Raw genomic sequence first — 24686 nt, forward strand, 5'->3', positions numbered from 1 at the left:
CGCTCCAAGCTCCGGCACCGTCTCCCCTCCTCTCGGCCGGTCTTCACGTTCGGGGCGCGGTGACCGGCCGCAGCGGCCGACCAGAGCGTCGGGGCGGACCGCCCATCACCCGTTTGAAGGCGGTACTGAACGCCGCCTCGGACTCGTAGCCCACCGAGAGGGCGATCCTGGCCACCGTTTCCTCACCACTGGCCAGGCGTTCCGCCGCCAGCAGCATGCGCCATCTGGTGAGGTATGCCATCGGGGCCAGACCGACCACCGCAGTGAACCGCGCGGCGAAGGTCGAGCGCGACAGCCCCACGCGTTTGGCCAGGGCCTGCACCGTCCAGGCGTGCGCCGGATCCGCGTGCATGGCGCGGAGGGTGCGGCTCACCTCGGGATGGCTCAGCGCGAACAGCCAGCCGACCTGGGTCGTCCCCACGCGCTCCAGGTGCAGGCGGAGCGCCTGAATCAACACGAGGTGCGCGAGGTGTTCGGCCATCAGGTGGCTCCCGGGCCGCTCGTCGCGCAGCTCCCGTTCCATGCGTTCCAGCGGCCAGCGCACCGCGTCCTGCCCGGTCGCGCCATCCAAGTGAATGAGCGGCGGCAAGGCGCTCAGGAGCAGCGCCGCCTGCGGCCCGGGCAACGTAAACGCCCCCCCGATGAACGTCACCTGACGGGGCGCGTCCAGCGACGGCGGTTCGCCCGGGTCAGGCCCGCGCCCTTGGTCGGCTCCGGGCTCGCGGGGCGGCAGGGTCAGGTCGCTGCCCAGCCGAAACGCGCCACCTCCCGGCAGCAGCACGCAGTCGCCAGCGTCGAGCGCCACCGGCTCACCTCCGTCTAGGGCGATCCAGCAGTGCCCCTGCAGCACTGCGTAGACCTTGATGTACCCGTGGGCCGCGAAGTGCACGCACCAGTCGCCGGCGCTGGTGACGAGCCGCGCGAGCGGGCGGCTGGGGCGCAGGTGCCCCAGCACTTCAGAGAGGGGATCCATGGCCATGTTGGACGATCGCGAACATACACCAGACTTTAGCGCATAGATCGTCTGATCCCCGGGCCGTATGATCGGCACGTCGGGACGATCACCGTCACCGACGCCCCACAGGAGCTCCCATGAACATCTTCGTGACCGGCGGAACCGGCACCATCGGCGCGCCCGTCCTCACTGAACTGCTGGCCCACGGCCACACAGTGCTGGCGCTGGCGCGTTCGGACGCCTCCGCCCAGGCCATCAGGCGCCTGGGTGCCCAGCCGCTGCCCGGCAGCCTGACCGACCTTGACGTCCTCCGCGCCGGCGCCGCACACGCCGACGGCGTCATCAATCTGGCATTCAGCCGAGACTACAGCACCGCGAACGCGCTCACGCAGGGCATCGCCGAGGAACACGCCGCGCTGATCACGCTGGGAGCAGCGCTGATCGGCAGTGACCGCCCCCTGGTGGCGGTGTCGGGTACACCCTGGGTGCCGGGCCGCCGCTCAACCGAAGCGGACCCGCTGCCCACCGACGGCCCGGTGGGCGGCCGCGCGCGGTCCCTGCAGGCGATGTTCGACCTGGCGTCCCGTGGCGTGCGCAGCGCGGCGGTCCGGCTGCCGCGAACCGTGCACAACGAAGGGCGGGGTGGGTTCGCGGGACTGCTGACGGCCGAAGCGCGCCGCAGTGGCGTGGCCGGGTACCCCGGCGACGGAACCCAGCGCTGGCCCGCCGTGCACGCGCGTGACGCCGCGGTGCTGTTCCGGCTGGTCCTCGAGTCCGCCCCGGCAGGGACCGCCTGGCATGCGGTCGCCGACGAGGGCGACCAGGTCAGGGACCTAGCAGCGGTCATCGGCCGCCGGCTGGGCCTGCCCGTCCAACCGGTCCCGGAGGACACCTTCGGTCCGTTTGGCCCGATCTTCGCGATGGACCAGCCGTCGTCCAGCGTGTACACACGCGAGACCCTGGGGTGGACACCCACGCAGCCGAGTCTGCTCCAGGACCTGGAACACCTCCAGCCGGAGTGAGCGCCGCCCGGATCCCGGCTCACCGCGGACACGCAGTATCCAGGAGTCCGGCCGTGCCCGGGTGCCGGAAGCCTGAACGGCATCGGACGCGGCGTTCGTCGTGCGAGGGACTGGCCCGCTCACCCCGCCTGGACGGGGCCGTCCTCCGCCTCCCTGGCACCGCGACGGCACCTTCGCTGCAGGCGATCTCGGTCTGGCGCTCAACGAACTCGACCTGGGCGGTGGTCCCCCTCTGTCTGCGCAGGGTCCAGCTCCTTTGCGGGTGGCCGGAGGCTCAGGCCGCTTCGGGGCCTGTTACAGTGACGGCAAGCCTATGCCCATACCCACCTGGCACTTCCGGATGCTCGGAACGGCGGCGTTACAGGCGCACGGGGAGGCGTTCACGCCCCTGGAACGCAAGGCCGCTGCCCTGCTCGCGTACCTCGCGCTGGAGGGGCCGAGCAGGCGAGCGCAGCTGATCGGGCTGCTCTGGCCCGACACCCGGGAGGTGGCCGCGCGGAACAACCTCGTGCATCTGCTGCGAAAATTGCGGCGGTCCGCGGACGCCGTCCCGGTGGTGGGGGCCGAGGTGCTGTCGCTGGCGCGGGATCTGGTGTCGGACGTGCTGGAAGCGCAGGAGGCGTTCGTGCGGGGGGAGTATACGGTCGTTCTCCGCTTCGAGGGCGAGGTGCTGCAGGGCCTGGTCTACGACGATCTCCCCGACCTGGACCTGTGGGTGGAAGCGCAACGCGGGCGGTGGCGGGAGTGGCAGGGCGTGGCCCTGCGCCAGGAAGTGCGGCGCCATGAGGCGCAGGGTGAGTACGACGCTGCCCTGACGCTGGCCCTGGCGCTGCACGATCTCGATCCGGTCTCCGAGGACGCCGCCCGCCGTCTGATGCGCCTGCATTACCTGCGCGGCGACCGCTCGGCGGCCCTGCGGGCCTACTCCCGCTGTGCCGAGGTGCTGAGGCGGGAATTCGGGGTGGACCCGCTGCCGGAAACACAGGACCTGGCGCGCTAGATCGAGGGCGGGCAGGTGCCGGCCGTGCTGCCCGTGGCGGCCCCCAAGGCGCTCCCGCTCACGGTCCTGCGCCCACCGGTCCTGATCGGGCGCGAGCGGGAGTGGGCGCGGATGGAGCAGGCCTGGCGGGCCGGGCAGGTGATCTACCTGCAGGGCGCGCCGGGGGTGGGCAAGACCCGCCTCGCGCGCGATTTCGCGGCGAGCAAGGGGGCCTTCATCGTGAACGAGGGCCGTCCCGGCGACGTGCGGCATCCCAAGTCCTCGTCGGCGCGCGCCTTTCAGAACATGTACGCGCGCGCCAGCGACCTCCATGTCCCCGACTGGGTGAAGCGCGAGATGTCCCGCTACATCCCCGAGTTCGTCGCAGAGGGCTTCGAGGCGCCGCCCATCTCAGATGACACGGACCTGCTGCGCTTCCGTCAGGCGATGCTGGAGTTCCTGCGGCTGACGACCGGCCACCTGCAAACGCACATCATCGACGACTTCCAGTACTTCGATCCCGCGTCGCTGGAGGACGGGGCGTACATGTTCTCGCAGGCCCGCGTGCCCGGCGAGGACCACCGGGTCGCCCCCCTGATCTGTACCTTCCGCAAGAACGAGCTCTCGCCGGAGAACGAGGCGATCATGCGCGAGACGATCGAGGCGGGAAATTCGGTGCTGATTGAGGTGGAGCAGCTGAGCGCCGCGTCCAGCGAGGCGCTGCTCGACTCGCTGGGCGTGACCCTCAGCCCCGCGGTGCGGCAGGGCGCGGCGCAGTACGCGGGCGGCAATCCGCTGTTCCTGCTGGAAACCGTCAAGCATCTCCTGGAAACTGGTCAGCTGGGGGCCACATTTCCCCAGCGGCTGGCCCCGTCCCCGAAGGTGTGGGAGCTGGTCACCCGCCGGCTGGAACGGCTCTCGCCCCCGGCCCTGCAGGCCGCGCGGGCGGCCGCCGTGCTGCAGAGCGACTTCGACCCCGAGCAGGTCGCGGGGGTGCTGGGCGCGCCGCTGCTCGACCTGATCACTGCCTGGGAGGAGCTGGAGATGGCGCAGATCATGCAGGGCAACCGCTTCAGCCATGACCTGGTGTACGAGGCGGTGGACGCCGCGATGCCCGCCACGGTGCGGCACCTGCTGCACCGCTCGGCGGCACGGACCCTCGAGCGCTTCGGCGCCCCCGCCTCGCGGATCGCGCACCACTGGGTCTCGGGCGACAAGCTTGACCTGGCCTCCAGCTGGCTGCTGCGGGCGGCGCAGGACGCCCTGAACGCCTATCAGCTCTCCGAGGCCGCCGGGTTCTACGGTCAGGCCGCCCAGGCGTTCGACGCGGCCCACGAGCCGAGCCGCGCGCGGGAGGCGCGGGAGGCGCAGCGTGACCTGCTCGGACGGATGGAACCGGGCGCCGCTTCCGGAACAGCGCCGCTGTGACGGTCTGACTGGAGTGCCCTCAATCCGGGTGTGGGGTGCGCTTCACCTCAGGACCTCGTTTGAGGCTGTTCAGTCGCACCGGCGTGTCGTCCCAGACCGTCCCGGAACCAGGGGCGTTCAGGGTGGCTGGAAAGCGCACACCGGCAGAGCCCTGGGTCACTTGTCCCTCGACTGCGCCGCGGAACAGAGTAAGGTTGCTTTACTGAACGAACGTTCAGCTAGTAAATGCCGTAAGCCCTTCCGGAGGAACGATGCCGCATCATGTTGTGCTTCACTATGCCCGTGGCCCCGGCTGGGTGCCGGACCGCCCTGTCTTCGAACAGCCACTCCACCGGCACCTTGCGTACATGAGGCGCCTCCATCAGCAGGGCATCGTCCTGGCCGGAGGGCCCTATACCGATCACTCGGGCGGACTGGTGATCTTGCAACCGATGACGCTCGAAGACGCCGAGCAGATGCTCCGTGCGGATCCAGCGATTGTCGATGGCACCATGACAGCCTCGGCGAACCTCTGGCACACGATGTTCGATGATTCGTTCACTTCGGTTCGACTTGCTCAGCGTTGAGCACATGAAGAGGACTGCAGCGTTGCCCTGCTCTCACGGCCGCCCCGATCCTGGTCCATGCGCCCTCTCGCGCTGGACCTCTGGTTCACAGCAGGTGAACGGGGTCGTGACCTTCTCCCTGCACAGCCCAGCACGTCACCTGCTGCTCCCCAGTGCCTCCACGCGCATGATCCAGGCACCCCACCCGGCGAGTTGGCTGCTCCCAGCCAACTCAAGGTGACGGCTCCCAGCCAAGCGGCCAACCCACGAGGAACGATGAGCCCAGCAGACCCCAAGCCACGCAACGCCGCGCTTACCCGGAGCGCCATTTTACAGGCCGCGACGCAGCTGTTTGCTGCCCGAGGATTTGCAGCCACGGGCATGCAGGACATCGCCACCGTGGCGGGGGTCGCCCGGGCGACCCCCAGCTACTTCTTTGGCTCCAAAGAACAGCTCTGGCAGGCGGTCATGGAAGCTCAAGGCCACCTGGTCGCGGGCATCGTTCCAGCGGCCCTGGCCAGCCTTGCGTCGCCGCCCACCCAGGACGCCCTGACGGACGCCCTGCTGGAGAGCGTCCTGACCTTTCATCAGCAGCATCCTGAGGCGCTGCGGCTGATCCAATGGGCAGAATTGCAGGGAAGTTCGCTGTTGCAGCACCTGCCCGCGCATTCGAGTGCCGTGCAGAGCGCGTTGACCATGCTCCAGCAGATGATGCCGGGTCTCTCCGCCACAGAAGCGGCGCATCTGACCCTTTCGCTGCTGGGCGCCTGCTACGCTCACATCTCGTTCGGCCGGACGTTTGGCCCCCCCCTGGGCCTCGATCCTGACGCCCCAACCTTCATGCATGAGCGCCGAGTCCATCTGCGCGCCGTGCTGCTCGCGCTTCTCCATTCCATCTGAGGCGCCTTCGCTGCGGGCACCTCAAGGTCGTGAACAGCGCCTCCCGTACGACCATGTCCTCAAAGGAGCATCCGATGCACACCACGTTGGACCTTGTGATGAAAGAGATGTTCGCGTCTCCATCTCCCTTGCCCACGAGGGCGATGGGCGTCCCCGTCCTCGGGGATTCCGGAGTGTTCGCCCGAGCCACGGCCTCATCAGGAGGTCTCCAGTGAAGACGGTCATGCTCACCGGAGGAACCGGGCGGCTTGGACAGCGCGTGCTTCCGCTCCTGCTGGCGCAGGGGTTCCAGCGTCCGCGCCTTCAGCCGCCGACCGGGCATGCCTGCGCCGGGGCTCACCTGGATTCAGGGTGATCTGTGCAGTCCCTCGGCGGTTCGGCAGGCGCTGGCCGGGGCGGACACCCTGCTTCACCTGGCCACCCAGCCGCTTCAGGCCGGTGCAGATGTGGCGCTGGCCAGACCGCTGCTTCAGGCCCTGCCGAACAGTGACATCCAGCACGCCATTTACATGAGCATCACGGGTCTGGAGCGGATGCAGACCGCGCCTTACTACCGGGAGAAACTGGACATCGAGCGGCGCTTCGAAGACAGCGGTGTGCCGTTGACCCTGCAGCGGTCCACTCAGTTTCACGAGTTCGTGATGCAGCTCGTGCAGCGCTTGACCGTCAGCCGCGTGACGCTGATGCCGCCAGGGGTGACCCTTCAACCGGTCGAGGCGCGGGCGGTGGCCCATCACCTGGCGCAGCTGACCGTGGGCGAGCCCGCGGGCCGGGTCCGGGATCTCGCTGGCCCGGAGACCGCGACACTGGAGCACCTGGCCCGGGAGTGGCACCTCCAGCAGGGTCGCCGTCCCGCGCTGCTGGAGGTGCCACTCCCGGTGCCCCTGTTTCGGGCCTGGAAACATCAGGCGGCGGTCAGCCCCGAGGCACAGGTCGTGGGCCAGAGCTGGGCCTCCTGGCTCGGCGATGCCGCGCCTGAAGACGTGCGGGCGATGCGGACGTGAAGGCCCGTCCGTCGGTTCTCGCGCGGGTGGCGCTGGCCTACCTGGGGATCACGTCCATGCTGGTGGGTCTGTGGGCTCTGGTCTTCCCGCGTGCGTTTTACGACCAGTTTCCAGGGGTGGGGGTCTGGGTGGCGGGCGACGGCCCGTATAACGAGCACCTGGTGCGGGACGTGGGTGGATTGAACCTCAGCCTGGCGCTCCTGAGCTGGTATGCCGTTCGGCAGCCAGCGCAGGTCCCAGGATCGGTGGTCGGCTGGGCGGTCCTGGCTTCCGCGGTCCCCCACTTCCTCTACCATTCGGTGCACCTCCAGACGATCGCCGCTCGCGCTGACCAGCTCAGCAGTCTGGCTGGTCTTCTCGCTTCTGTCGTGTGTGCGGCCATCCTGGTGCGGCGACCCCTGAAGTGATGAGCGGACGCCAGGACGTCATCCAGAGTCCTGACATGGAGCCATCTGCCCGCTTGGGCGGGTGCAGGACCGAACCATCGACACGCGCAGGGAGATGGTCTGAACCATACTCAGCAACGCATCGTTCACGTGTCTGCTGAGTGGTTGAGGCCGCTGCCCGACCTGGTCGCCACGTCAGCAATCCGTCCTGCCGCCTGGCCCCTCGTTCCGGATACTGGACAGACGTCGGGCGCCCGAAGCAGCCATGGTCCGCTTCTGGCCCGGGTGACTCACGGCGCGGATTCCCGCAGGTCACGACCTGGTGGTCTGATTCAAATGTCATTCGGATCTGTTGCTCCGGGAAGCACGGTGCTCTTCGGCATGCCGGCGCGTCCTGAGCCCCATGGTGTCCAAGGCCAGCCGGCTGGGTCAGGGCGTGCCCGGCAGAAACTCGACCCCGTACTGTTCTCCCAGCTCGGCCAGCTGGGCGGGACCGAGCCCGCTGGGTGAGCCGAGCGCGGCCGCGTAGTCCGCGGAGAAGTGCTCGAAGCCCGAGGGATTGGCGAACCAGTAGAACCGGACCGGCCCAGGGCCGAGGTTGCGGTGGGTGTGCGGCGCTTCGGCGGGCAGGAACACCAGGTCACCGCCCCGCGCGGTGAACGTGCCTTCCGGGGTCCACACCTCCAGCTCCCCGTCCAGGACAATGAACAGCTCGTCCTCACGGTGGTGGACGTGCGGGGGCAGGCCCTGTCCCGGCTGCAGGAGTGCCAGCCCGACAGTGAAGGCCCCGTCGGTGTCCACGTCGCTGAGCTTGACGGTGAGGGCGTCGGCGCCTGCGGTGACGGTCTGGCCCTCGCCGGGCCGGATGAGCCTGGGGCGGAGGGCGGGGGGTGAGTGAGCGGCCATGCGCGTTCTCCTGAGGGGGTCGGGTGGGTTCCTCCGGCCGGGCACCTCCGCCGGTGGAGGCGAACAGCGGACGGTGGTCCGGGCGGTGTCCGGGGCCTCTGCCTTCCGGGGCGGTCGCGCCGACGCCACCCTACGTCCTCGCGCATGGTTGGAACATGATCGGGGAGAACCCAGGCGTCGCACCCGGGCAACACTGGCCTCCGGGATGCTCGTCGGCACGGCGCATGGGCCGTCCTGGACGGAAGATCCACCTGAGGCAACGTTCGACCTCATCACCCGTGTGCGTGGCATGCGGACCGGTCTGACGACCATGGCCCAACCATGAGGCCGCGTCTACGGTACGGGGGCCAGTCGGCAAGGAGGAACCCCATGTCCAAGCCCCACCAGCCCGCCCCGCTTCCCCTCACCCGCACGCTCGTCAGCGTCGCCCTCCTGATCGGTGCGCTCTCGTCCTGCGGCGGCGCAGGAACTCCAGCCGCCGCAGGGGTCGGGAGCATCACCGTGTCGCCCGCAACGGTGACGGTGCCGCTGGGCGGCACGGCCGGCCTCAGCGCCACGACGAAGGACGCGCAGGGTCACACGCTGACGAACGTGACGTACGCGTGGAAAAGCTCGAACGAGGCCGTTGCCCGCGTGGCGGGGGGCACCTTGACGGGCCTCCAGGAGGGCCGCGCGACGGTCACCGCGTCAGCCGGGGGCGTCACGCCCGTCGCGGTGAACGTCACGGCTCCCGCCGCCTTCGACCTGTCGCTCTCGACCGACAAGCTGCCGGTGGTCACCGGCGCGGCGGCCAGCCTGAACGTGAACGTGACGCGGCGCAGCGGCTTCACGGGTGCGGTCACGCTGACCCTCCAGGGGCTGCCTGCGGGGGCCTCGGCCGCGCCGATCACGGTCGCCGGGGATCAGACGGCCGCGACCATCACGGTCCGCGCCGCCTTGTCCGCCGCGCACTCCTTCCCGACCGGCGTGACGGTCGCGGGCACCAGTGGCGATCAGGTGGTCACGAAGGCCCTGACCGTCACCGTCCGCGGGCCGGCCGGGAGCGTGGACCCACCTTTGGGCAGGGCGGCTCCAGCATCGTGGATTTCGGTGGCCGGGACGACTACGCGACCGCCATGGTGATGCAGCCGGATGGGAAGGTCGTCCTGGCCGGGTATGCCCCCGGCGCGAGTGGTGAGGGCATCAGCTTCGCCGTGGCCCGCCTGGACCGCGACGGCACCCCCGACGCGACGTTCGGACAGGGCGGCCGGGTGCGCGTCAACTTCGGCAGCGGCAATGACCAGGCGTACGCGGTGGCCCTGCAGAGCGACGGCCGAATTCTGGTGGCGGGATTCGCGGACGTCGGGACCAACCGGGACTTCGGCCTGGCCCGCCTGAACGTGAACGGCAGCCTCGACGCCAGCTTCGGCACGAACGGCAAGGTCACGACGTCCATCGGCGCGGCCGCCGACCGCGCGTACGCCCTGCTGGTCCAGCCGGACGGCAAGATCGTGCTGGGCGGCACCAGCGACGCCGGCAGCACGACCGGACTCGACTTCGCCCTCGCGCGCTACACGGCAAGTGGGCAGCTCGACCCGGGCTTCGGCACGGGCGGGAAAGTGACGACCGCGGTGGCGAAGGGCAGCACCAGCGACACGGTATACGCGTTGGCCCTGCACGAGGGCCGCATCTTCGCGGCGGGCGGTGAGACGGATTTCATGCTCGCGAAGTACACGGCGGCGGGCGCCCTGGACACGACCTTCGGGGCGGGCGGCACGCTCGCGGGCTTGTTCCGCAGCACCGTGGGCGCCGCGCGGGGCCTGGCGGTCACGCGGGTGGACGGTCAGGACCGGCTGCTGCTGGCCGGCAACGCCAACAACGACACGGCGGCCGCGCGCCTGAACCTGAGCGGCGCGCTGGACCCGACCTTCGGCGAGGGTGGCAGGCGCGTCATCGCGGTGAGCGCCAGGGACTGGGATGAAGCGAGCGCGCTCGCGGTCCAGGCGGACGGCAACGTCGTCCTGGGCGGCTGGGCCAACGACGCGACCACCACCGGCAACTTCACCGTGCTGCGCCTGACCGCAGCCGGCCAGCCCGACGCCAGCTTCGGCCAGGGCGGCGTGGTGGTCACGCCCCTGGCGCCCAGCGGCAAGAACGACCGCGCCCGGGCCCTGCTGCTGCAACCCGACGGGCGCGTCCCCGCCACGCGCGTCCTGCTCGCCGGCGAGCGCGTGCCCGGATTCAGCGACTTCGCCGCGACGCGCTACTGGCCCTGAGCAGCGGGGAGGGGGTGAACGGCACCGCTCGCCGCTCCCCCACCCTCCTGACGAGCCCCCACCGACCGGACCCACGAGCGTGGCGGCCTGAAGATGGCCTGCCTGCCCGCTCCGCGCAAGCCACCTCATTCCAGAACGGAGACACGACCATGCCCAGCACCTTCAAGCGTCCCGCCCTTCGGCTCCTGCCCGCCCTGCTCACTGCGGCCCTGGCCGCCTGCGGGACAGGCTCCGGGACCACCACGCCGCCCGGCACACCGCCCGTCACGCAACTGCCCGCTGCGGGCGCCTACACCATGTCCGGCGTCGTCCGCAACTCCGCCGGTCAACCCGTGGCGGGGGCGAAGGTCTTCGCGGGCCACACGGTGTACTACAACACCAATGCCCTGGGCGTGACGGATGCGAACGGCCGGTACTCGGTCAGCGTCCGCGAACCGGCCGGGTCGTGGTACGCGGGCGGGCAGGTCACCCGCGAGTACCACGGGCGCACCTACACCTTCGAGCTGCACCCGGACGACCCGGCGCCCTTCAACGGCGCGTCGGGGGCCGTCCGCAACTTCGAGTGGCGCCTGACCGGACCGCGCCCCGACGGTGGCACCTACGGCGGCACGGTCATGGTGTACGCGGACTTCTTCGACCCGGAACTGCTGGACCTGCTGAGCGACGTGGAGCTGACCCTCACGCCCGACGGACCGCTGGTGGACGGGAGCCCCGGGCGGGTCATCACCTCCGGCCTCAGCCAGACGCCGGAGGGGGACGGCGTGCGTGACGTCCCGATTGGCCGGTACCGCGTCACGGCGCGCCTGGGGCAGGGTGCAGCGGCGCGCGACCTGCGGATTCGCGTCCGCAACGTCGGTGAGTTCGACTCGGGCGTGACGACGACCTTCCAGCAGAACGGGTCGGGGCACAACGTGGAGCTGGAAGTGCGGCGCGCGCCATAAGGCAGGCGGGTGGGGCTGGACGCGCACCAGCTGCGGGTCCAGCCCTTGACCAAGGCGGGTGATAGGCCGACCTGCAACGTGGACTGAAGTCCAGGAGGCGCCTGCGGCCCTCAACCCACCTCGGCCGGTCCGGGCGGCCCGCGCCGGGGCCGTTCGAGTGCGGCGCGGGTCCGGGCGCTAAAGCGCGTATGTTAACAGCTTGAAGTGCGCCCAGACGCGGTTTTCATTCTACTGTAGGGCATGGACAGTATCGCGTACGCGTCGAGTTTGACGGATCAGGAATGGGCGCTGCTTGAACCGTTGCTTCCCGGCCCGAGTTCGACTGGTCGGAAGCGGGTTCATGCTCAGCGGGTGCTGATTGACGCGATGCTCTACGTCCTGAAGACCGGGTGCGCCTGGCGGCTTCTCCCCCTGAACTTCCCGAAGTGGACCACCGTGTACGCCCAGTACCGTAAGTGGCGCGTCCGAGGCGTGCTCAAGCACGTCCATGATGTGCTTCGCGAACGCCTCCGTGTCGCTATTGGACGGTCTGCACAGCCAAGCGCCGGCATCATTGACAGTCAAAGCGCCAAGACCACCGAAGCAGGGGGTCCAAGGGGCTTTGACGGTGCAAAAAAGGTGAGTAGGCGCAAGCGGCACATCCTGGTCGACACGCTCGGCTTGCTGCTGAACGTGGTGGTGCATCCAGCAAACATCCAGGATCGAGACGGCGGAAAGTTCGTCCTGGCCGGCATCAAGCAGCGGTATCCACAGCTGGAGAAGGTTTGGGCGGACCAAGGGTACACGGGCGGATTCCTCAAGTGGGCCAAGGAGCAACCTGGGCTGCTGGGGGAGGTGGTGTATCCGTGGTGGCGGCAAGTCCAGCGCTACACACCGGAACTGGTGGAGCATCTCGGAGTCTACAAGACGTTCAACGTGCTCCCGAGACGTTGGGTGGTGGAACGGACCTTCGCCTGGCTCGGCAGGAACCGCCGCCTCTCCAAGGATTACGAAGCGCTGTCGGAAACGACGGAGATGCTCGTGTACCTGGCCATGATTCGACTCATGCTGCGTCGGTTGGTCCGTGTACCTCCGGCAAAAGGTTGACGGCTCGGTAGGATGGTAAGGCAGGGCAGTGCGACACCTATTGATCTCGGCCTAGGTTTGCACCGACCTCCTGTTGGACAATGAGGACCGTTTGCCGCCGTCCTCGGAGAGAAGGTGTAGAGGTGCAGCGGTGCGCTCACACACTAACTTCAACCTGCAACGAGACCAATAACGAAACGTTGAAATAAGCATATCCATGAATAGCGAAAGGCTGGCAGAGACTCATGTATACTTCGTCCTACTGGATTTTCTTTTTGGTTTTGTTGTCTTTCATTTCTACTTCCAAGGCGGATGGATCATCAAGCCCGGCCAGTGACCTGAGGGACCATTATTCAGTCAATGATCTGGATCTCCGCCTGGAGTATGCCGCAGGAGTGTTTCGTGGACTTAAAGCAGGTAAAGTTATATGGCAGACACAGGATACAGCCGCGTGCAGCAGTTTTATAAGTGAAAAATCCGGTGGTTTTGTTAAAATGGCCTCGCATCTTTACGCCATCAATTGCCACGCAGATGGTGCTGGCGGCCTTACGGACGTGGTCGTGTTGATTGACTCTACAAATGGATCCATCGTGTACTTGGCAGGCAAAACAATAGGGAATTACAAAGGATCTATCTATACATACAGCGCACAAAATAAAAACATCAGCGATGACAGATTATATTTCCCGAAATTTGCTGATACCGTCATTACAGCTTATGATTTGAATGGGAAAACGAAGTCATTTTATAGAATAAGCATTAAAAAGAAACTTGATAACTGTATATCCCAGTATAGCGACTTCGTGTATCCGTCATTAGTGAGTTTCTCGTCAGGGAAATTGACATTCGACTTTAAGACAGAAAATTGCATGTTTAGCATCGCTAACTCTTTGGGATCTACAGATTATATCCTTAAAAATATTACAAACGACCAGAGAAAATAGTAGAATCTAACGTTGATGCGCTTAGCATATGGTCTCGGCGCAGGCACCTCCTCTCAAATCCCGCTTCACATATACCCCCTCTCTGATGAGCTGCGGCGAATGACCGCCCTGGTCGTTCAACAGGTGGTCAATGCACGCTTGTGCCGAGATCAATAAGTCGCAGCCCGATCTACATGTGCGGATGTTCGTCGCTGCTTTGACGCTTCATAGTGACGATCGCGCGGACATTCCCTTCCAGCCCTGTGACGTGGTCATAATGAACATGACTCGTGGTGCTTTCGCTTTCGCGGATAAAGATCAAGCTGTCAATCAGATGCTGTAACGCGAGGGGATTCAGAGTTAATCTCAACTCACCGTCGCCTCAAAATCAAACACCTCGACTTCGCTCATGACATCCACTCTGGCATACCGTGAAGTCCAGTACTTAGCGCCCTGGATGATCAGTGAAGTCGCCTTGGGACTAAAATGACGTTTGATTCGACTTTAGATCGTTAACATACGCGCTTTAGTCTCGCGGGCCAGCGCCGCACTCAGGCCCGTGTGCGCAGCCGGGTCGAGCAGGCGGGCGAGCTCCTCACCGCTCAGGGCCGCCCGGACCTGCGGGTCGTTCGCCAGGACCGTCAGAAAGTCCTCCCCGGACCTGTCGGTGCTCACCAGCTGCGCCGCGTGGTGCACCAGCCCGTGCGCGTCCTGCCGCCCGATCCGCTGGCCGAGCTGCATCATCACCGCCTCGGCGTTGATCAGTCCGCCAGTCAGCTGCAGGTTCGCGGCCATCCGCTCCGGATGCCACTCCAGCCCCCGGATCACGGCGGTCGGCAGGCCCAGCAGCTCGTCACTCAGGAGGCAGCCCTGCGCCACGGCCGCGTCCATCATGGCGGTCCTGGCTCCTTCGACCTCATGCGGCTGGATCATCGCGTCGAGCGCCAGCGGGACCAGGGCCCGCACCTGCGCGGCCAGGGTGACGACCGCCGCACTCTGCTTCGGGTTGCGCTTCTGCGGCATGGTGGAACTGCCCACGTCCCCCTCTCCGAGCTCACCGATTCGTGAAGCAGCAGCACGATCACGCAGCCAGCGGTCGAGTGAAGCGAGGTGCAGGAGGTCATCGCGCAGGTTGAAGCGGCCTGAGACCCTGGATCACGCCTTGAAGGAACGGCGGGTCCATCAACAGGAATCACAGGGCGGCCGCATCAGCATGGGGGCACGCCGCTGGCTCAGCGCGCTGTTCCACCGCTGGAAGGGCGCTGCTGTCCAGTGGGCGTCAGCGGCTCCAGCGGCAGGTTGACGCGCAGCCACTGCTCCATGGGGGACGGGCGGAACGGGTGGCTGCCGGGCGGGACCAGACCGTCCCAGCGGACCAGCAGGTCGGCGTGCACCCGCCCGGCGCGCTGGAGGGCCCGACTCGCCTCGTCCGGCTGGTGGAGGTGCTGGTGCAGCGCGGCGAGGGACCGTTCCGCCCGGAGAACCTCGAACGGCCGGCCCAGCTGCTGCGCCACCTGGGCGACCGAGCTGAACCGGTCAAGCGCCGCTGGGGGTGCACCCGTCGCCGCCAGGAAGGTGGCCTCCGCCAGCGCCGCAAGCACTTGGGCGGGGGGGGCGGTTCCCGCCTGCAGCCGCTCGACCAGCCGCTGCGCTTCGTGCCGCGCACCCCGGTGCATCAGCGCCAGCACCACCGCGTCGATGGTGCAGACCGCGCCGGGCAGGGCGGCGACTTCGAGGCGCTCCAGCAGCCGCTGCGCCTGGGACGCCGCGGCGTCCCAGCGGCCCGCCTCGACCGCCAGCGCGCACAGGCCAGCCGGGGCCAGATCCGTGAAGTGCGGCAGGCCATGCGCGGCGTGGAACGCCTCCACCTCCCGGTACAGCGCCTCAGCGGCCGGCCGTTGACCGAGCGCGTGCCGCGCGACGGCGACGTCCAGCCGGCACAAGGTCTGGAAGGTCGGGTCGTCCCGCTCCTGCAGCAGGTGCTCCGCGCGTTGCAGCGGTGCCGGCAGGTCGCCCAACGACCCGGTGGCGCTCAGGCCCGACAGCAGCGGCCGCAGGGCCGCCAGTTCCAGCTGGGCCGCGCCCAGCTCCCGGCAGACGTGCGCGGCCTGCCGCGCGACGGCCACGCTTGCCGCCAGGTCACCGGTGGCCGCGTGGCCGTACGCCACCGTGACCAGGCTGCGCTGCGCCGCGACGCGGTCCTGCGATTGCAGCAGCCGCCCGGCCGCGTCCAGGCCCGCGGCGATGGCTCCCGGCCAGTCCCGCACGCCGCCCTTCGCGAACGCGAGGTTCACCAGGCAGGTGCCGATCAGGGCGTCGTCCTGGGTGGGCAGGGCGGCGTGATGCGCGTCCTCGGCGTGGCGCAGCTGCGCCTCAACCGGGCCGGTGCGGGCCGCCACGTGGAAGTGGGCGGTGGCGACCCAGGTGCGCAGCCGGGGACCCGGGTCCGCCTGGGCCAGCGCTCCCGCCCGGTCGAGCGCCTGCCGGGCCAGCGGGAGCTCGCCGGGCGTCCAGGCGTGCATCACCGCCAGCTCGGTCAGGGCGCGCACCTCCAGCCGCGCGTCCCGGCGGTCCTGACCGAGTGCCTGCATGGCCTGCAGCACCGCCCGGCGCCGGGGATGCTGGTCGTCGGTGTTGTCGTACGCCACGTTCAGCCGGTCGTGCAGCTCGAACAGCGCCTCGGCGCTGAGGTCGGCCACCGTGAGTGGATGCCGCTGCAGCGCGTCCAGCGCACGTTCCAGGTGACGGATCACGTCATGGTTGGCTGACAGGGCTGCCGCGGAACGTGCGGCCGCCAGGTCGTACCGCACCGCGGCTGGCCACAGCGCCGCCACGTGCGCGTGGTGGGCCAGCACCGCGCGCTCCGCGCCCGCTCCCTCCAGCACCTGCACCGCCCGGCGGTGCCACGCCTGCGTGCGGGCGCCGGACAGCCCGGCCAGGGCCACCTCCCGGAAGCGGTCGTGCGTAAAGCCGCAGCCGCCCGCGCGTTCCACCAGCACGCCTGCAGCGAGCGTCTCATCCAGGGCGTCGAGCGCCAGGTCCTCGCTGAGCTGCGCCACGCCCGCCAGCACCGGGAGCGGCTCGTCCCGCCCCAGCACGGCCGCCGCCAGCACCACCGACCGTGCGGACGCGGTGAGCCGGTCCAGGCGGCCCTGAACCGCCGCCTGAATGCCAGCTGGCAGCGCCCGGGTGCTGTGGAGCGCGTTCAGGTCCAGCGTGAAGCCCGCGGCCCCGGCGCTGACCAGCACCCGCTCGTCGCGCAAACTCCGGAGGGCCTCAACAATGAACAGCGGCTGCCCGTCGGTGCGCGCCTCCAGCCAGCGCCGCAGCGGCTCCACCGCCGCCTCCGGCACCAGGCCCGTCAGCCACTGCCGCACGCCGCCCGCGTCCAGGTTCCCCAGCCGGCAGGGTCGGGTCGGAAGCGCGCGGTGCAGGCGGGCGATCCACGCCCGCAGCGCCTCGTCCGGGAGCGCCTCGCTGCGGACCGTGAACAGCAGCAGCACCGCCGCCCGCAGGGCGGACAGCTGCGCGGCCACGTCATGCAGCGCTGCCCGCGTCGCTTCGTCGCACCACTGCAGGTCGTCGATCAGGATCACCAGCGGCTGCTGCTGCGCGGCAGCGGTCAGCAGCTGCACGGTGGCGTCCTGCAGGCGCGCGCGGGCCAGCTGCGGGTCGGCGCTGGCCGGCGGCAGCGGGCCGCCACGCGCCTGCAGCTGCGGAACGAGCCGCGCGAGCTCCGATTGCAGCGCTTCAGGCAGCGCCTCCAGGGCCGCCGGGACGCTGTTCACGACGGCCGTGATCAGCGTCCCCAGGGTGCGGAACGCCACGGTGGACGTCGACTCAAACAAAGCTCGCCGCGACCAGCGAACACGCGCCCTGCGCGTCCGCCCAGGCCAGGACGTCGCTGCACAGCCGCGTCTTCCCGACCCCCGGCTCGCCAGACACCAGCACCGCCTGCGCGCCCGACTGCCGCGCCAGCGAAAAGGCGGCGATCAGCGATGAGAACGGAGATGCGCGGCCGGCCAGCGGCGCGTGCAGCTCCGCGACCAGGGCAGCCGGCTCCGCAGCAGGCAGCGCCTCCAGGAAGGCCTTCAGGCGCTTCCCCGGCACTGAGCCGTACTGCCGGGCCAGCAGGTCACGGTGCGCGTCGTACGCCCGCCGGGCCTGATGCGGGTGTCCCAGCTGCACGTGCAGCTGCATCACGCTCAGCACCGCGTCTTCCTGCTGCGGTTCCAGCTCCAGCCACGCCAGCGCGCACCGCAGCGCCCCCCGGGCCTCCCCGCGCTCCGACAGCGCCCCGCTCCACTGCCGGTACGTCTCGGTGACGGCCCGCTGCGCGTGGCTGCGCTGCAGCTCCAGCCAGTCCTGAAAGTCCCCATCGTCCTGCAGGTCCAGCCCGCTCAGCAGCAGCCCGGGCACGTGGGCCGCTTGGTCCTCTCCGGCGAGTGGATCGCCCGGCGCCGCGCGCCACCACAGGGCGTCCACCGTGTCGCCCGGCTCCTCCACCCACCGCAGGCCGTCCCGCTCCGCGCGGACCCTGGCCTCACCAAATACCGCGCGCAGCGCCGCCAGCGCGTTTCTCAGCGCCGAGCGCGCCACGGCCGGCTCGGAATCCGGCCACAACAGCCCCGCCAGCCGCTCCCGGGGGTGCCACCCGCCCTCCAGCACCAGGTACGCCAGCAGCCCCAGCGCCTTGCTCGACCGGACATGCACCTCGGTCCCGCCCGCCCGAAGTGTCGGCCGGCCCAGCAGCAGCAGCTCCACAGGCGCCATCTGCCCCTACGGTACACCCCTCCCGGCCCGGCCGGTTCATCAGGTGACGCCCGCCACCCCGAACAGCGCGCTCACCCGGAAGGCCCCACGTTCGGCGCGCGGCGGTGAGTGGGCGGACTGACCCCTCAGGGCGCCTGCCCCAGGACGCCCGCCATGTCCCAGTCCAATTGCCCGCGCACGATCCGCCCTTGAAGTCGGACACGTTCACCGGGTGCAGGCTAATGGTGCGGTTGTTCGGGGTGGCTCCCCTTCACGGCGCGACCATGAAGGGTCGGCCGAAGGTGCCCTCCCCTGTCACAAACAGCACCACCGTGTCGCCCCGCGGCACCATCCGCTCCACGGTGGAGTGCAGGTCCGGAAAGCCCACGATAAAGCCCTGCAGGAACAGCACGAGGCCCGAGGTGGACACCGGGCCGGGTCGGTGTCCGCGAACGACAGGGTCATCAGCGTGTCGAGCTGCTCACAGTACCGGGTGTTCACCGCCGCGATCACCCGGAGCGCCTGCTGAACGTTGGCGTCCTCCTGCGCGGCCCTGGTGGGCAGCACCACCAGCGAGGGGGGCTGCGCGGACGTCTATGTGGACAGGGTCAGCGACGTGACCGGCAAGCCTTGGGCGGTGCCAGTCTTCCTCGTGGGGACCGGCTCAGCGACCGGACGAGACCGGCTGCGTGCACGCTGAACCCAGCGGGCAGACGGGCTGCAGGGCTGCGCGGGCGTGAACCAAGGACATCCCGTGGATGGCCAGCAGCGTCAGGGCCACCAGCAGCCGGCCCGCACGGCGGGTCACCTGGACCGAATCAAGCTTCAGGGCGGGAACAGTCATAGGAAACCTCCTGCGGGCCGAGAAGGCCCGCGCTGAGCACGCGATGGGGGCTGTCGGATTCAGGCGTGTGAGGAGAACGGTCGGTGCAGACTGCGCATCCAGACGACGATGGAGTGGGCCCACGCCCGCCGGGCGTCCGGCTGGGCGGCGGGCAGGGCACGGTGCTGTTCGGCGTGCTGGTGCAGGGTGCGGAGGGTGGCCTGGGCGTGGTCGTGATGCTGCTGGAACGTGATCATCTGCGGCCTCCTGTGTCGCTGGGCGGGTCTCCGTCCGCGTCTGAATCCAGGGTAGGCAGCCACCGCAACAGCCGCGCAATGGCAGCGTCCACGGGCATTGCCGGAGGACCGGGGCGCCTGGCACTGGGTTAGCAAGCCCCCGGACCCGAGGGAGGACCCGCTGGCCCCTGGCGACCTGTTCCTCACCGTCGGATGACCCTGCTGGACTGATCCTCTGTGCCTCGTCCGCTTCCGCCGCGAAACGGGCGGCCGGCGGGCAGGTCACCGGACTCACCTCAGGTCCCCACGCCCGTGGTCCAGTGGCACCCGGTGCCGCGCTGACGTTCGAGCGAACTTCAGGAACACCCTGAGCGGCATCCTGAGCACCCGACCACCCAGGCGGGCAACGCCGCACCGAACCGCCTGCCGGAAACCTGACTGGACGGGGCGCGGCTGCAGCGGGCGCTCCATCCTCTGGCAGGGGAACCGGGACGGGCTGGGCACGGATCTCGCACGCAACGCTCAGGGCGTGCGAACGGTGACGGTTCGCCGCTTCCCCTGCTGAATGTCCAGGCGGTAGTCATGCAGAACTTCGCCGCGACGCAGGTGGAGGCCCTGCCGCGGCTGGGTGATCATTCCGCGGCGCGCACCGGAGCGGGCGGGTTCGCCTTGACCAGCAGGCCCTCGTCCGGGCACCCGGAGCGCGGTCCTGGGCTCGGCTGGCCCAGCGGCTTCACCGGACCACTCACCGCCCGGGCCGTCAACTGGGCCGGTGGGCCACGGCCATCACATGGGCACTCGCGCCGAGCAGTGTGGGCTCGGTCTCGAGCCGGCGGGCCACCCGGAGGATCCACTCCCGCCGCACCGGATCCGCCCACACCGCGTCGAAATCCCGCAGGGTCCAGCCGATCCCCTCAACGCCAAGCAGCGCCTCGACCTGGAAGCCGGCCGCCTGAATCTCCTGCCGCAGCTCCTCCGGGTGGTGAAAGAAGGTGGTGGTGAAATACGGCTTGCCCGGCGGTGCGCGGTGCTGACCGTCCTCCAGGTCCCGGTCGGCCATGGCCATGAACTCCGGATCCGCGTACCCGTCACTGAACAGCCCATCGAAAGTGGAGGCGAAGCGGTTGACGTTCATCGCCAGCAGCACCCCGCCGGGCCGCAGCACCCGGCCCGCTTCCTGCAGCGCCTGTGCGCGGTCGGCCGCTTCCGTGAGGTGATACAGCGGACCGAACAGCAGCACGGCGTCGGCGTGTCCATTGGGATACGGCAGGTGCCGCGCGTCCCCCACCACAGCGGAGGCCACCGGCCGGACCGCTTCCCGGCTCAGGGCCTGCTCGATGTGCAGCAGCATGGCGTCCAGCAGGTGCACCGTGTGGCCACGGGCAGCCAGCCAGAACGCGTGCGGCCCGGTCCCACCGCCGATATCACACACCACCGCCGGTGGCGCGGGGAGGAAGCGGGCCATCAGCTCCTGCACCCGGACCCGCTCCAGCTGGTTGGATCCCTTGATCAGGCGGTCCGCTTCGGTGCCGGCCGCGTACATCTCCATGGCCTCCTGGGGAAGCGGTGAGGAGCTCAGATCAGTCATACCTGACTGTACCGGTCCGCAGGCCGCCGTGATGCACGCTGCAGGCAAAAAAAACCGGCCCGCAGGCCGCTTTGATTTCTCTATTCTAGCCGGGTATGCAGCCGCGGTCAACCGCATGCAGGTCCCAGTAGTGGCTTTCTGTGGAGGACGGGTGTTCAATGAAGCATGAACGACCCGGTGTGCCCCAAGTGCAACGGCGTCCACATCGTCAAAAACGGGCATGCCCATACCGGCAGGCAGCGCTATCTCTGTCGTGCGTGCCGGTATCAGTTCACCCCAGACGGCACCTGGCACCGTATTGCTCCTGAACAAGTGGCTCAAGTGGACCTGCTGCTGACCGAACGCCTCTCCCACCGCGGCATCTGTCGTGTGGTCGGGGTCAGTCGGTCCTGGTTCCGACTCCACCTCAAACAGCTCAACAAGACCGTGCAGCACAGCATTCCCGAAGAACAACCACACCCAAAAAAAGCTTGAGCACTCCAGCACCAGCCGCGCTGGTGCTGGAGTGCGACGAATGATGCACGTTCGTGGGTCGTCAGGATCGTCGGCTCTGGATCTGGCTGGCGATGGACCGACGCAGCCGACGAATCGTCGGCTGCTGGTTCGGGCAACGCGACGCGCCAGGCGCGCTTGGCCTGTGGCAGAGCCTCTCCACACCGTACCTGGACGCGATCTGTCACACAGACCGCTTGGCCGTGTACAAGCAGGTGGTCTTCGGAGCGCTTCATCGCATCGGAGGAACCCAGCATATTGAGCGATTCAACGCCACACTTCGAGCCAAAGTGTCGTTCCTGGTGCGGAAAAGCTTGTCCTTCTGCCGTAAGCAGGCCAACCGCGAGCTTGTGGTCTGGCTCTTCATTCACCGCTATAACGCGTCATTACTCTGAACCCACGACCCAGGTCCCGGTGGCCGCTGGGCTGCAGCGGCCACGTCTGCCCTCCCTCCTGGACATCCTGGGCCTCTGTGCGCGCCGCTGCGGCAGCGTGCAGTTCAGCCGCGCTCATCTCCAGGATCAGCCGCTCCTTGAACTCTTCGACCAGCATATGCAGCGTCTGCAGCGACCGGTCAGACCCGCGAGCGGGAGACGCTGATTTCATCTAGAACCCTCGCGATCGCCGGGCGGTCCGGGCGGCTCCAGACGTCGTGGGTGATGGTGGCCGGACACAACGGCCCTGATCCTTCCCCGGGATCGGCGCTCGCTTCCCGCACCGCGCTCCACAAGGAGGGCCGGCCGACGCGTCCGCACCTCATCCTCGGTCCGGGCCAGGTTCAGCCGTGGGCGGGCGCCGGACCAACCAGTTACACTTGATGTGATGACCGCGGCGACTGAAGTGGAAGTGCTGGACGTCCTCAAGGCCCTGGCCAACGAGGTGCGCTTTGAGCTCGTTCGCATCCTGGCGCACGGGGAGCAGTGCGTCTGCGATCTGGAGGCGATCCTGGACCTGCCGCAGTCAAAGGTGTCGTACCACCTGGCCACCCTGCGTGACGTGGGGCTGGTGAGCAGCGAGCAACGCGGCAAGAACAGCTATTACCGGCTGGAGCGCGCGCTGTTGTACCGCCTGGGCGGCGATGTGCTCGCCGCGCTGCTCCGCCCTGACCCGGTGCTGACGCAACAATCCAAATCGCTGTGTTAGGCTGCCGGCATGACGCGCCTGCTGATCCTGTGCACCCACAACAGCGCCCGCAGCCAGATGGCCGAGGGCCTCGCCCGGCGCGCAGCCCAGGCGCTCGACGTTGACCTGGAGGTTCACAGCGCGGGCACAGAGGCCACCCGCGTCAAGGAGCAGGCCATGACGGTGCTGGGGGAGCTGGGCATCGACCTGAGCCAGCACACCAGCAAGACGCTGTTCGACCTGCCGGACCCCTGGAACTTCGAGTACGTGGTGACGGTGTGCGACCGCGCCGCGGAGGCGTGCCCGGCGTACCCGGCGAAGACCACCATCCGGCACTACCCGTTCGTGGATCCCAGCGGCGGCAGCCTTGAGCGCTGGCGTACCGTCCGGGATCAATTGCAGGTGCAGTTCCAGGCGTTCGTGCAGGCCCTCAAGGAGGGGCGGCCGGTGCCGGAGGGCTACGAGGTCAGCCCCGCGGTTCCGGCTGATCAACCGCATCCTGAGCCGCACCGCGCCGGGTAACCCGGCCTCGCCCGCACCCGGCGCAGCAGGTCGCGCCGCAAGGAGCACACCGATGAAGATCGCTGTCTTTGGAGACGTCCACGGCAACCGCTTTGCGCTGGAGGCGGTGGCCGCGGACATCGAGCGGCATGCGCCGGACGCCTGGGTGAATCTGGGGGATCAGCTGTTCGGCGGGGCGGACCCGGCCGGCGCGTGGCAGCTGCAGCAGCAGCTGAAGGCCCGGCACGGCGTGCTGGAGGTGCGCGGCAACACCGACGAGCGACTGGGCCACCCCCTGACGGAGACCACCCAGAAGCGCGAGATGCTGGCGTGGCTGCATTCGGTCCTGCCCGAAGGGGCCGGGGCCACGGTCGCCGGTTTGCCCACCCGCGTGACCGTGGCGGACGGAGCGGTGCTCGCCGCGCATGGCACCCCCGATAGCGCCTGGACCGCGCTGCTCCGCGACAAGAGCGGCTGGGCGGGTGACGAGCTGGTCCTGAGCCGGCTGGATGACCCGGGACCCGCCCGGGTGGTGATCGTGGGGCACACGCACCTGGAGCATGTCCGGCAGCTCGGGCCGCTGACGGTGGTGAACGCCGGCGCGGTCAGCCGCCAGAAGGACGGCTCGCCGCTGGCGCGCTGGGTGCTGCTGGAGGGCGAGGGGGACCGCTGGAGTGTGGCGTTCCGCCGGGTGGCGTACGACGTGGAGGCCGCCGCTGCCTGGGCCGAGCAGCACGCGCACAAGGGCCGAAAAGAAGCGGCCCAGCTGCGCCAGGGCCACAGCTGAGGCGGGGTTCACCCGCTTGGGGATGGGGGGACGTTTCTTCATGGGCCGGGGGTCGTTCATCCGGCGGCGGCGCACGCGCCCTAGCCTGTCGCGCGTGCGCTTCTTGCCCCTCCTGATGGTCGTCCTCACGACAGTTCCCGCGGTTGCTGCAGCGCCCGCCGTCCCAGATCAGCTCCTGCCGCGCCAGAACATGCCCGCCAGCATCGTCGCCTTCGGCGCCACCCGCGCCATCGCCGCCATCGAAGCCAGGCTCACCGCTGCCGTCCAGCAGGATCAGGCGTGGTTCACCGCGCTGATCAGCGCAACGCCCGAAGGCGAGCCGCTCCCCTACTCCCCCCGCTTCGGCATCACCGAAGCGGAATACGACCAGGTGCTCCATGCCCAGCCGGTGCTGAGCCAGACCGGCAGCACCACCCTGAAGGTCACCGCCGACGCTCGGACCGTCACCTTCGGCAAGTCGGCGGGCGCTGAACTGCTTGCAGGTGTCACCGTGGACCTCGTCAAGAACGTCGTCCGCACCCCGCTCGGCACCACCACCGAAGGCAAGCCCTTCGACGTGCCGGACGACGACACCCTGGGGCCGCGCTCGGGCGTGCAGTGGGCGTTCCTGCAGGGCAGCGATCCCAGCCGCAATGTCACGCGCGCGAAGTTCACGCTGACGCACCTGAATCGCACGGACGAGGTGCTGCTGGACTACCAGGTCACCGTCATCAAGGACGGCAAAGCGGTGCGCAACGAAGAGGTCCTCCTCACGTACCCCGCGACCAGATAACCCGGCAGCGCGTCGCTCCGGGTCCTCCGCATTCTTGACGCGGCCGCGGTTGGGTTGCTCGGCCGCGTGCGTCATGCCGGGCCCCCCGGGTCGCTGCTCCCCGGACTGGCCTCTTTTCTCGACGTTCGCCGGGTGATCGGCTCCCTGGAAGGGAGCGACATCCCGTCACGGACAGCGGCTGAACGCCTGTTGCGACGTTCAGGGGCTGTGCCACGCCCGTCCAGACGGGGCCAGACCCCTCCATGCGGCTTTTCGCGTCCAGGGGTTCGCTTGCCGGCCGGTCCGCTGGACGCTCCTCGGCGGG

27 protein-coding genes are annotated in these 24686 nt (G+C 68.8%); 18 read left to right on the plus strand and 9 right to left on the minus strand.

Features of this window, described 5'->3' with window-relative positions; genetic code table 11:
* Positions 1–43 precede the first annotated feature (43 nt).
* The gene (locus ABOD76_RS03025; RefSeq protein WP_350241324.1) at positions 44–973 is read right to left on the minus strand and encodes an AraC family transcriptional regulator; all 930 of its coding nucleotides are present in this window, start codon (positions 971–973) and stop codon (positions 44–46) included.
* Between the two features lie 119 nt (positions 974–1092).
* Between ABOD76_RS03025 and ABOD76_RS03030 the strand changes: the two genes are divergently transcribed.
* From ABOD76_RS03030 to ABOD76_RS03060, 7 genes are all read left to right on the plus strand, one after another.
* A complete protein-coding gene (locus ABOD76_RS03030) occupies positions 1093–1977 on the plus strand; it encodes an SDR family oxidoreductase (RefSeq protein WP_350241325.1) in 885 nt (294 codons plus the stop codon).
* A gap of 313 nt (positions 1978–2290) precedes the next feature.
* Entirely contained in the window at positions 2291–2977 is a 687-nt protein-coding gene (locus ABOD76_RS03035) for an AfsR/SARP family transcriptional regulator (protein ID WP_350241327.1), read from the plus strand.
* A gap of 24 nt (positions 2978–3001) precedes the next feature.
* Positions 3002–4384, plus strand: a complete 1383-nt coding sequence (locus ABOD76_RS03040) for an ATP-binding protein (protein WP_350241328.1) — start codon at positions 3002–3004, stop codon at positions 4382–4384.
* Between the two features lie 251 nt (positions 4385–4635).
* The gene (locus ABOD76_RS03045; RefSeq protein ID WP_350241330.1) at positions 4636–4950 is read left to right on the plus strand and encodes a YciI family protein; all 315 of its coding nucleotides are present in this window, start codon (positions 4636–4638) and stop codon (positions 4948–4950) included.
* A 255-nt stretch (positions 4951–5205) separates the two neighbouring features.
* Positions 5206–5829, plus strand: a complete 624-nt coding sequence (locus ABOD76_RS03050) for a TetR/AcrR family transcriptional regulator (RefSeq protein WP_350241332.1) — start codon at positions 5206–5208, stop codon at positions 5827–5829.
* 248 nt (positions 5830–6077) lie between these two features.
* Positions 6078–6833, plus strand: coding sequence for an SDR family oxidoreductase (locus ABOD76_RS03055; protein ID WP_350241333.1), 756 nt, complete (start codon positions 6078–6080; stop codon positions 6831–6833).
* Positions 6830–7240 (plus strand): hypothetical protein, encoded by a 411-nt coding sequence (locus tag ABOD76_RS03060; RefSeq protein ID WP_350241335.1) that lies wholly within the window; start codon positions 6830–6832, stop codon positions 7238–7240. Before ABOD76_RS03055 ends, ABOD76_RS03060 begins: the two co-directional genes overlap by 4 nt.
* A gap of 408 nt (positions 7241–7648) precedes the next feature.
* On the opposite strand, the gene ABOD76_RS03065 is transcribed toward ABOD76_RS03060, so the two are convergent.
* Complete coding sequence (locus ABOD76_RS03065; RefSeq protein WP_350241337.1) at positions 7649–8125, minus strand: cupin domain-containing protein; 477 nt, start codon at positions 8123–8125, stop codon at positions 7649–7651.
* A gap of 369 nt (positions 8126–8494) precedes the next feature.
* On the opposite strand from ABOD76_RS03065, the gene ABOD76_RS03070 reads away from it, so the two are divergent.
* The 5 genes from ABOD76_RS03070 (at position 8495) to ABOD76_RS03090 (ending at position 13330) form a co-directional block, all read left to right on the plus strand.
* A complete protein-coding gene (locus ABOD76_RS03070; protein ID WP_350241339.1) occupies positions 8495–9247 on the plus strand; it encodes an Ig-like domain-containing protein in 753 nt (250 codons plus the stop codon).
* Positions 9205–10380 (plus strand): hypothetical protein, encoded by a 1176-nt coding sequence (locus tag ABOD76_RS03075; protein ID WP_350241341.1) that lies wholly within the window; start codon positions 9205–9207, stop codon positions 10378–10380. Before ABOD76_RS03070 ends, ABOD76_RS03075 begins: the two co-directional genes overlap by 43 nt.
* Before the next feature lie 149 nt (positions 10381–10529).
* Positions 10530–11321 (plus strand): carboxypeptidase-like regulatory domain-containing protein, encoded by a 792-nt coding sequence (locus ABOD76_RS03080; protein ID WP_350241343.1) that lies wholly within the window; start codon positions 10530–10532, stop codon positions 11319–11321.
* Between the two features lie 240 nt (positions 11322–11561).
* The gene (locus tag ABOD76_RS03085) at positions 11562–12407 is read left to right on the plus strand and encodes an IS5 family transposase (protein ID WP_350241345.1); all 846 of its coding nucleotides are present in this window, start codon (positions 11562–11564) and stop codon (positions 12405–12407) included.
* Between the two features lie 224 nt (positions 12408–12631).
* Positions 12632–13330, plus strand: coding sequence for a hypothetical protein (locus tag ABOD76_RS03090; protein ID WP_350241347.1), 699 nt, complete (start codon positions 12632–12634; stop codon positions 13328–13330).
* Positions 13331–13813: 483 nt separating this feature from the next.
* On the opposite strand, the gene ABOD76_RS03095 is transcribed toward ABOD76_RS03090, so the two are convergent.
* From ABOD76_RS03095 to ABOD76_RS03125, 7 genes are all read right to left on the minus strand, one after another.
* A complete protein-coding gene (locus tag ABOD76_RS03095) occupies positions 13814–14347 on the minus strand; it encodes a hypothetical protein (protein ID WP_350241349.1) in 534 nt (177 codons plus the stop codon).
* Positions 14348–14541: 194 nt separating this feature from the next.
* Positions 14542–17136 carry an ATP-binding protein gene (locus ABOD76_RS03100; protein WP_350241351.1) on the minus strand — a complete coding sequence of 865 codons (2595 nt, stop codon included), beginning with the start codon at positions 17134–17136 and terminating at the stop codon, positions 14542–14544.
* A gap of 13 nt (positions 17137–17149) precedes the next feature.
* Positions 17150–18082 (minus strand): BTAD domain-containing putative transcriptional regulator, encoded by a 933-nt coding sequence (locus ABOD76_RS03105; protein WP_350241353.1) that lies wholly within the window; start codon positions 18080–18082, stop codon positions 17150–17152.
* A 250-nt stretch (positions 18083–18332) separates the two neighbouring features.
* A complete protein-coding gene (locus ABOD76_RS03110) occupies positions 18333–18491 on the minus strand; it encodes an ester cyclase (protein ID WP_350241355.1) in 159 nt (52 codons plus the stop codon).
* Positions 18492–18725: 234 nt separating this feature from the next.
* Complete coding sequence (locus ABOD76_RS03115; RefSeq protein ID WP_350241357.1) at positions 18726–18905, minus strand: hypothetical protein; 180 nt, start codon at positions 18903–18905, stop codon at positions 18726–18728.
* A 59-nt stretch (positions 18906–18964) separates the two neighbouring features.
* Positions 18965–19141, minus strand: a complete 177-nt coding sequence (locus ABOD76_RS03120; protein WP_350241359.1) for a hypothetical protein — start codon at positions 19139–19141, stop codon at positions 18965–18967.
* 739 nt (positions 19142–19880) lie between these two features.
* Positions 19881–20708: a class I SAM-dependent methyltransferase gene (locus ABOD76_RS03125; RefSeq protein ID WP_350241361.1), complete on the minus strand. Its 828-nt coding sequence runs from the start codon at positions 20706–20708 to the stop codon at positions 19881–19883.
* Between the two features lie 165 nt (positions 20709–20873).
* Here ABOD76_RS03125 and ABOD76_RS03130 point away from each other — a divergent pair, with 165 nt between their 5' ends.
* The 6 genes from ABOD76_RS03130 (at position 20874) to ABOD76_RS03155 (ending at position 24382) form a co-directional block, all read left to right on the plus strand.
* Positions 20874–21182: an IS1/IS1595 family N-terminal zinc-binding domain-containing protein gene (locus ABOD76_RS03130; protein WP_350241363.1), complete on the plus strand. Its 309-nt coding sequence runs from the start codon at positions 20874–20876 to the stop codon at positions 21180–21182.
* A 53-nt stretch (positions 21183–21235) separates the two neighbouring features.
* On the plus strand, positions 21236–21595 hold the full coding sequence (locus ABOD76_RS03135; protein WP_350241365.1) for an IS1 family transposase: 360 nt from the start codon (positions 21236–21238) through the stop codon (positions 21593–21595).
* Positions 21596–22022: 427 nt separating this feature from the next.
* Positions 22023–22343: an ArsR/SmtB family transcription factor gene (locus ABOD76_RS03140; protein ID WP_350241367.1), complete on the plus strand. Its 321-nt coding sequence runs from the start codon at positions 22023–22025 to the stop codon at positions 22341–22343.
* Positions 22344–22352: 9 nt separating this feature from the next.
* Positions 22353–22844, plus strand: a complete 492-nt coding sequence (locus ABOD76_RS03145) for an arsenate reductase ArsC (protein WP_350241369.1) — start codon at positions 22353–22355, stop codon at positions 22842–22844.
* A 52-nt stretch (positions 22845–22896) separates the two neighbouring features.
* Entirely contained in the window at positions 22897–23610 is a 714-nt protein-coding gene (locus ABOD76_RS03150; protein ID WP_350241371.1) for a metallophosphoesterase family protein, read from the plus strand.
* A gap of 94 nt (positions 23611–23704) precedes the next feature.
* A complete protein-coding gene (locus ABOD76_RS03155; protein WP_350241373.1) occupies positions 23705–24382 on the plus strand; it encodes a hypothetical protein in 678 nt (225 codons plus the stop codon).
* Positions 24383–24686 lie beyond the last annotated feature (304 nt).

Origin of the sequence: Deinococcus sonorensis KR-87 (assembly GCF_040256395.1) — a bacterium.
GTDB lineage: Bacteria > Deinococcota > Deinococci > Deinococcales > Deinococcaceae > Deinococcus > Deinococcus sonorensis.

Coding starts and splice junctions, on each gene's coding strand:
- ABOD76_RS03070 (WP_350241339.1), top strand. CDS start 8,495: ATGTCCAAGCCCCACCAGCCCGCCCCGCTTCCCCTCACCCGCACGCTC.
- ABOD76_RS03030 (WP_350241325.1), top strand. CDS start 1,093: ATGAACATCTTCGTGACCGGCGGAACCGGCACCATCGGCGCGCCCGTC.
- ABOD76_RS03105 (WP_350241353.1), bottom strand. CDS start 18,082: ATGGCGCCTGTGGAGCTGCTGCTGCTGGGCCGGCCGACACTTCGGGCG.
- ABOD76_RS03150 (WP_350241371.1), top strand. CDS start 22,897: ATGAAGATCGCTGTCTTTGGAGACGTCCACGGCAACCGCTTTGCGCTG.
- ABOD76_RS03125 (WP_350241361.1), bottom strand. CDS start 20,708: ATGACTGATCTGAGCTCCTCACCGCTTCCCCAGGAGGCCATGGAGATG.
- ABOD76_RS03085 (WP_350241345.1), top strand. CDS start 11,562: ATGGACAGTATCGCGTACGCGTCGAGTTTGACGGATCAGGAATGGGCG.
- ABOD76_RS03045 (WP_350241330.1), top strand. CDS start 4,636: ATGCCGCATCATGTTGTGCTTCACTATGCCCGTGGCCCCGGCTGGGTG.
- ABOD76_RS03140 (WP_350241367.1), top strand. CDS start 22,023: ATGACCGCGGCGACTGAAGTGGAAGTGCTGGACGTCCTCAAGGCCCTG.
- ABOD76_RS03025 (WP_350241324.1), bottom strand. CDS start 973: ATGGATCCCCTCTCTGAAGTGCTGGGGCACCTGCGCCCCAGCCGCCCG.
- ABOD76_RS03115 (WP_350241357.1), bottom strand. CDS start 18,905: ATGACTGTTCCCGCCCTGAAGCTTGATTCGGTCCAGGTGACCCGCCGT.
- ABOD76_RS03050 (WP_350241332.1), top strand. CDS start 5,206: ATGAGCCCAGCAGACCCCAAGCCACGCAACGCCGCGCTTACCCGGAGC.
- ABOD76_RS03130 (WP_350241363.1), top strand. CDS start 20,874: ATGAACGACCCGGTGTGCCCCAAGTGCAACGGCGTCCACATCGTCAAA.
- ABOD76_RS03090 (WP_350241347.1), top strand. CDS start 12,632: ATGTATACTTCGTCCTACTGGATTTTCTTTTTGGTTTTGTTGTCTTTC.
- ABOD76_RS03065 (WP_350241337.1), bottom strand. CDS start 8,125: ATGGCCGCTCACTCACCCCCCGCCCTCCGCCCCAGGCTCATCCGGCCC.
- ABOD76_RS03035 (WP_350241327.1), top strand. CDS start 2,291: ATGCCCATACCCACCTGGCACTTCCGGATGCTCGGAACGGCGGCGTTA.
- ABOD76_RS03080 (WP_350241343.1), top strand. CDS start 10,530: ATGCCCAGCACCTTCAAGCGTCCCGCCCTTCGGCTCCTGCCCGCCCTG.
- ABOD76_RS03145 (WP_350241369.1), top strand. CDS start 22,353: ATGACGCGCCTGCTGATCCTGTGCACCCACAACAGCGCCCGCAGCCAG.
- ABOD76_RS03120 (WP_350241359.1), bottom strand. CDS start 19,141: ATGATCACGTTCCAGCAGCATCACGACCACGCCCAGGCCACCCTCCGC.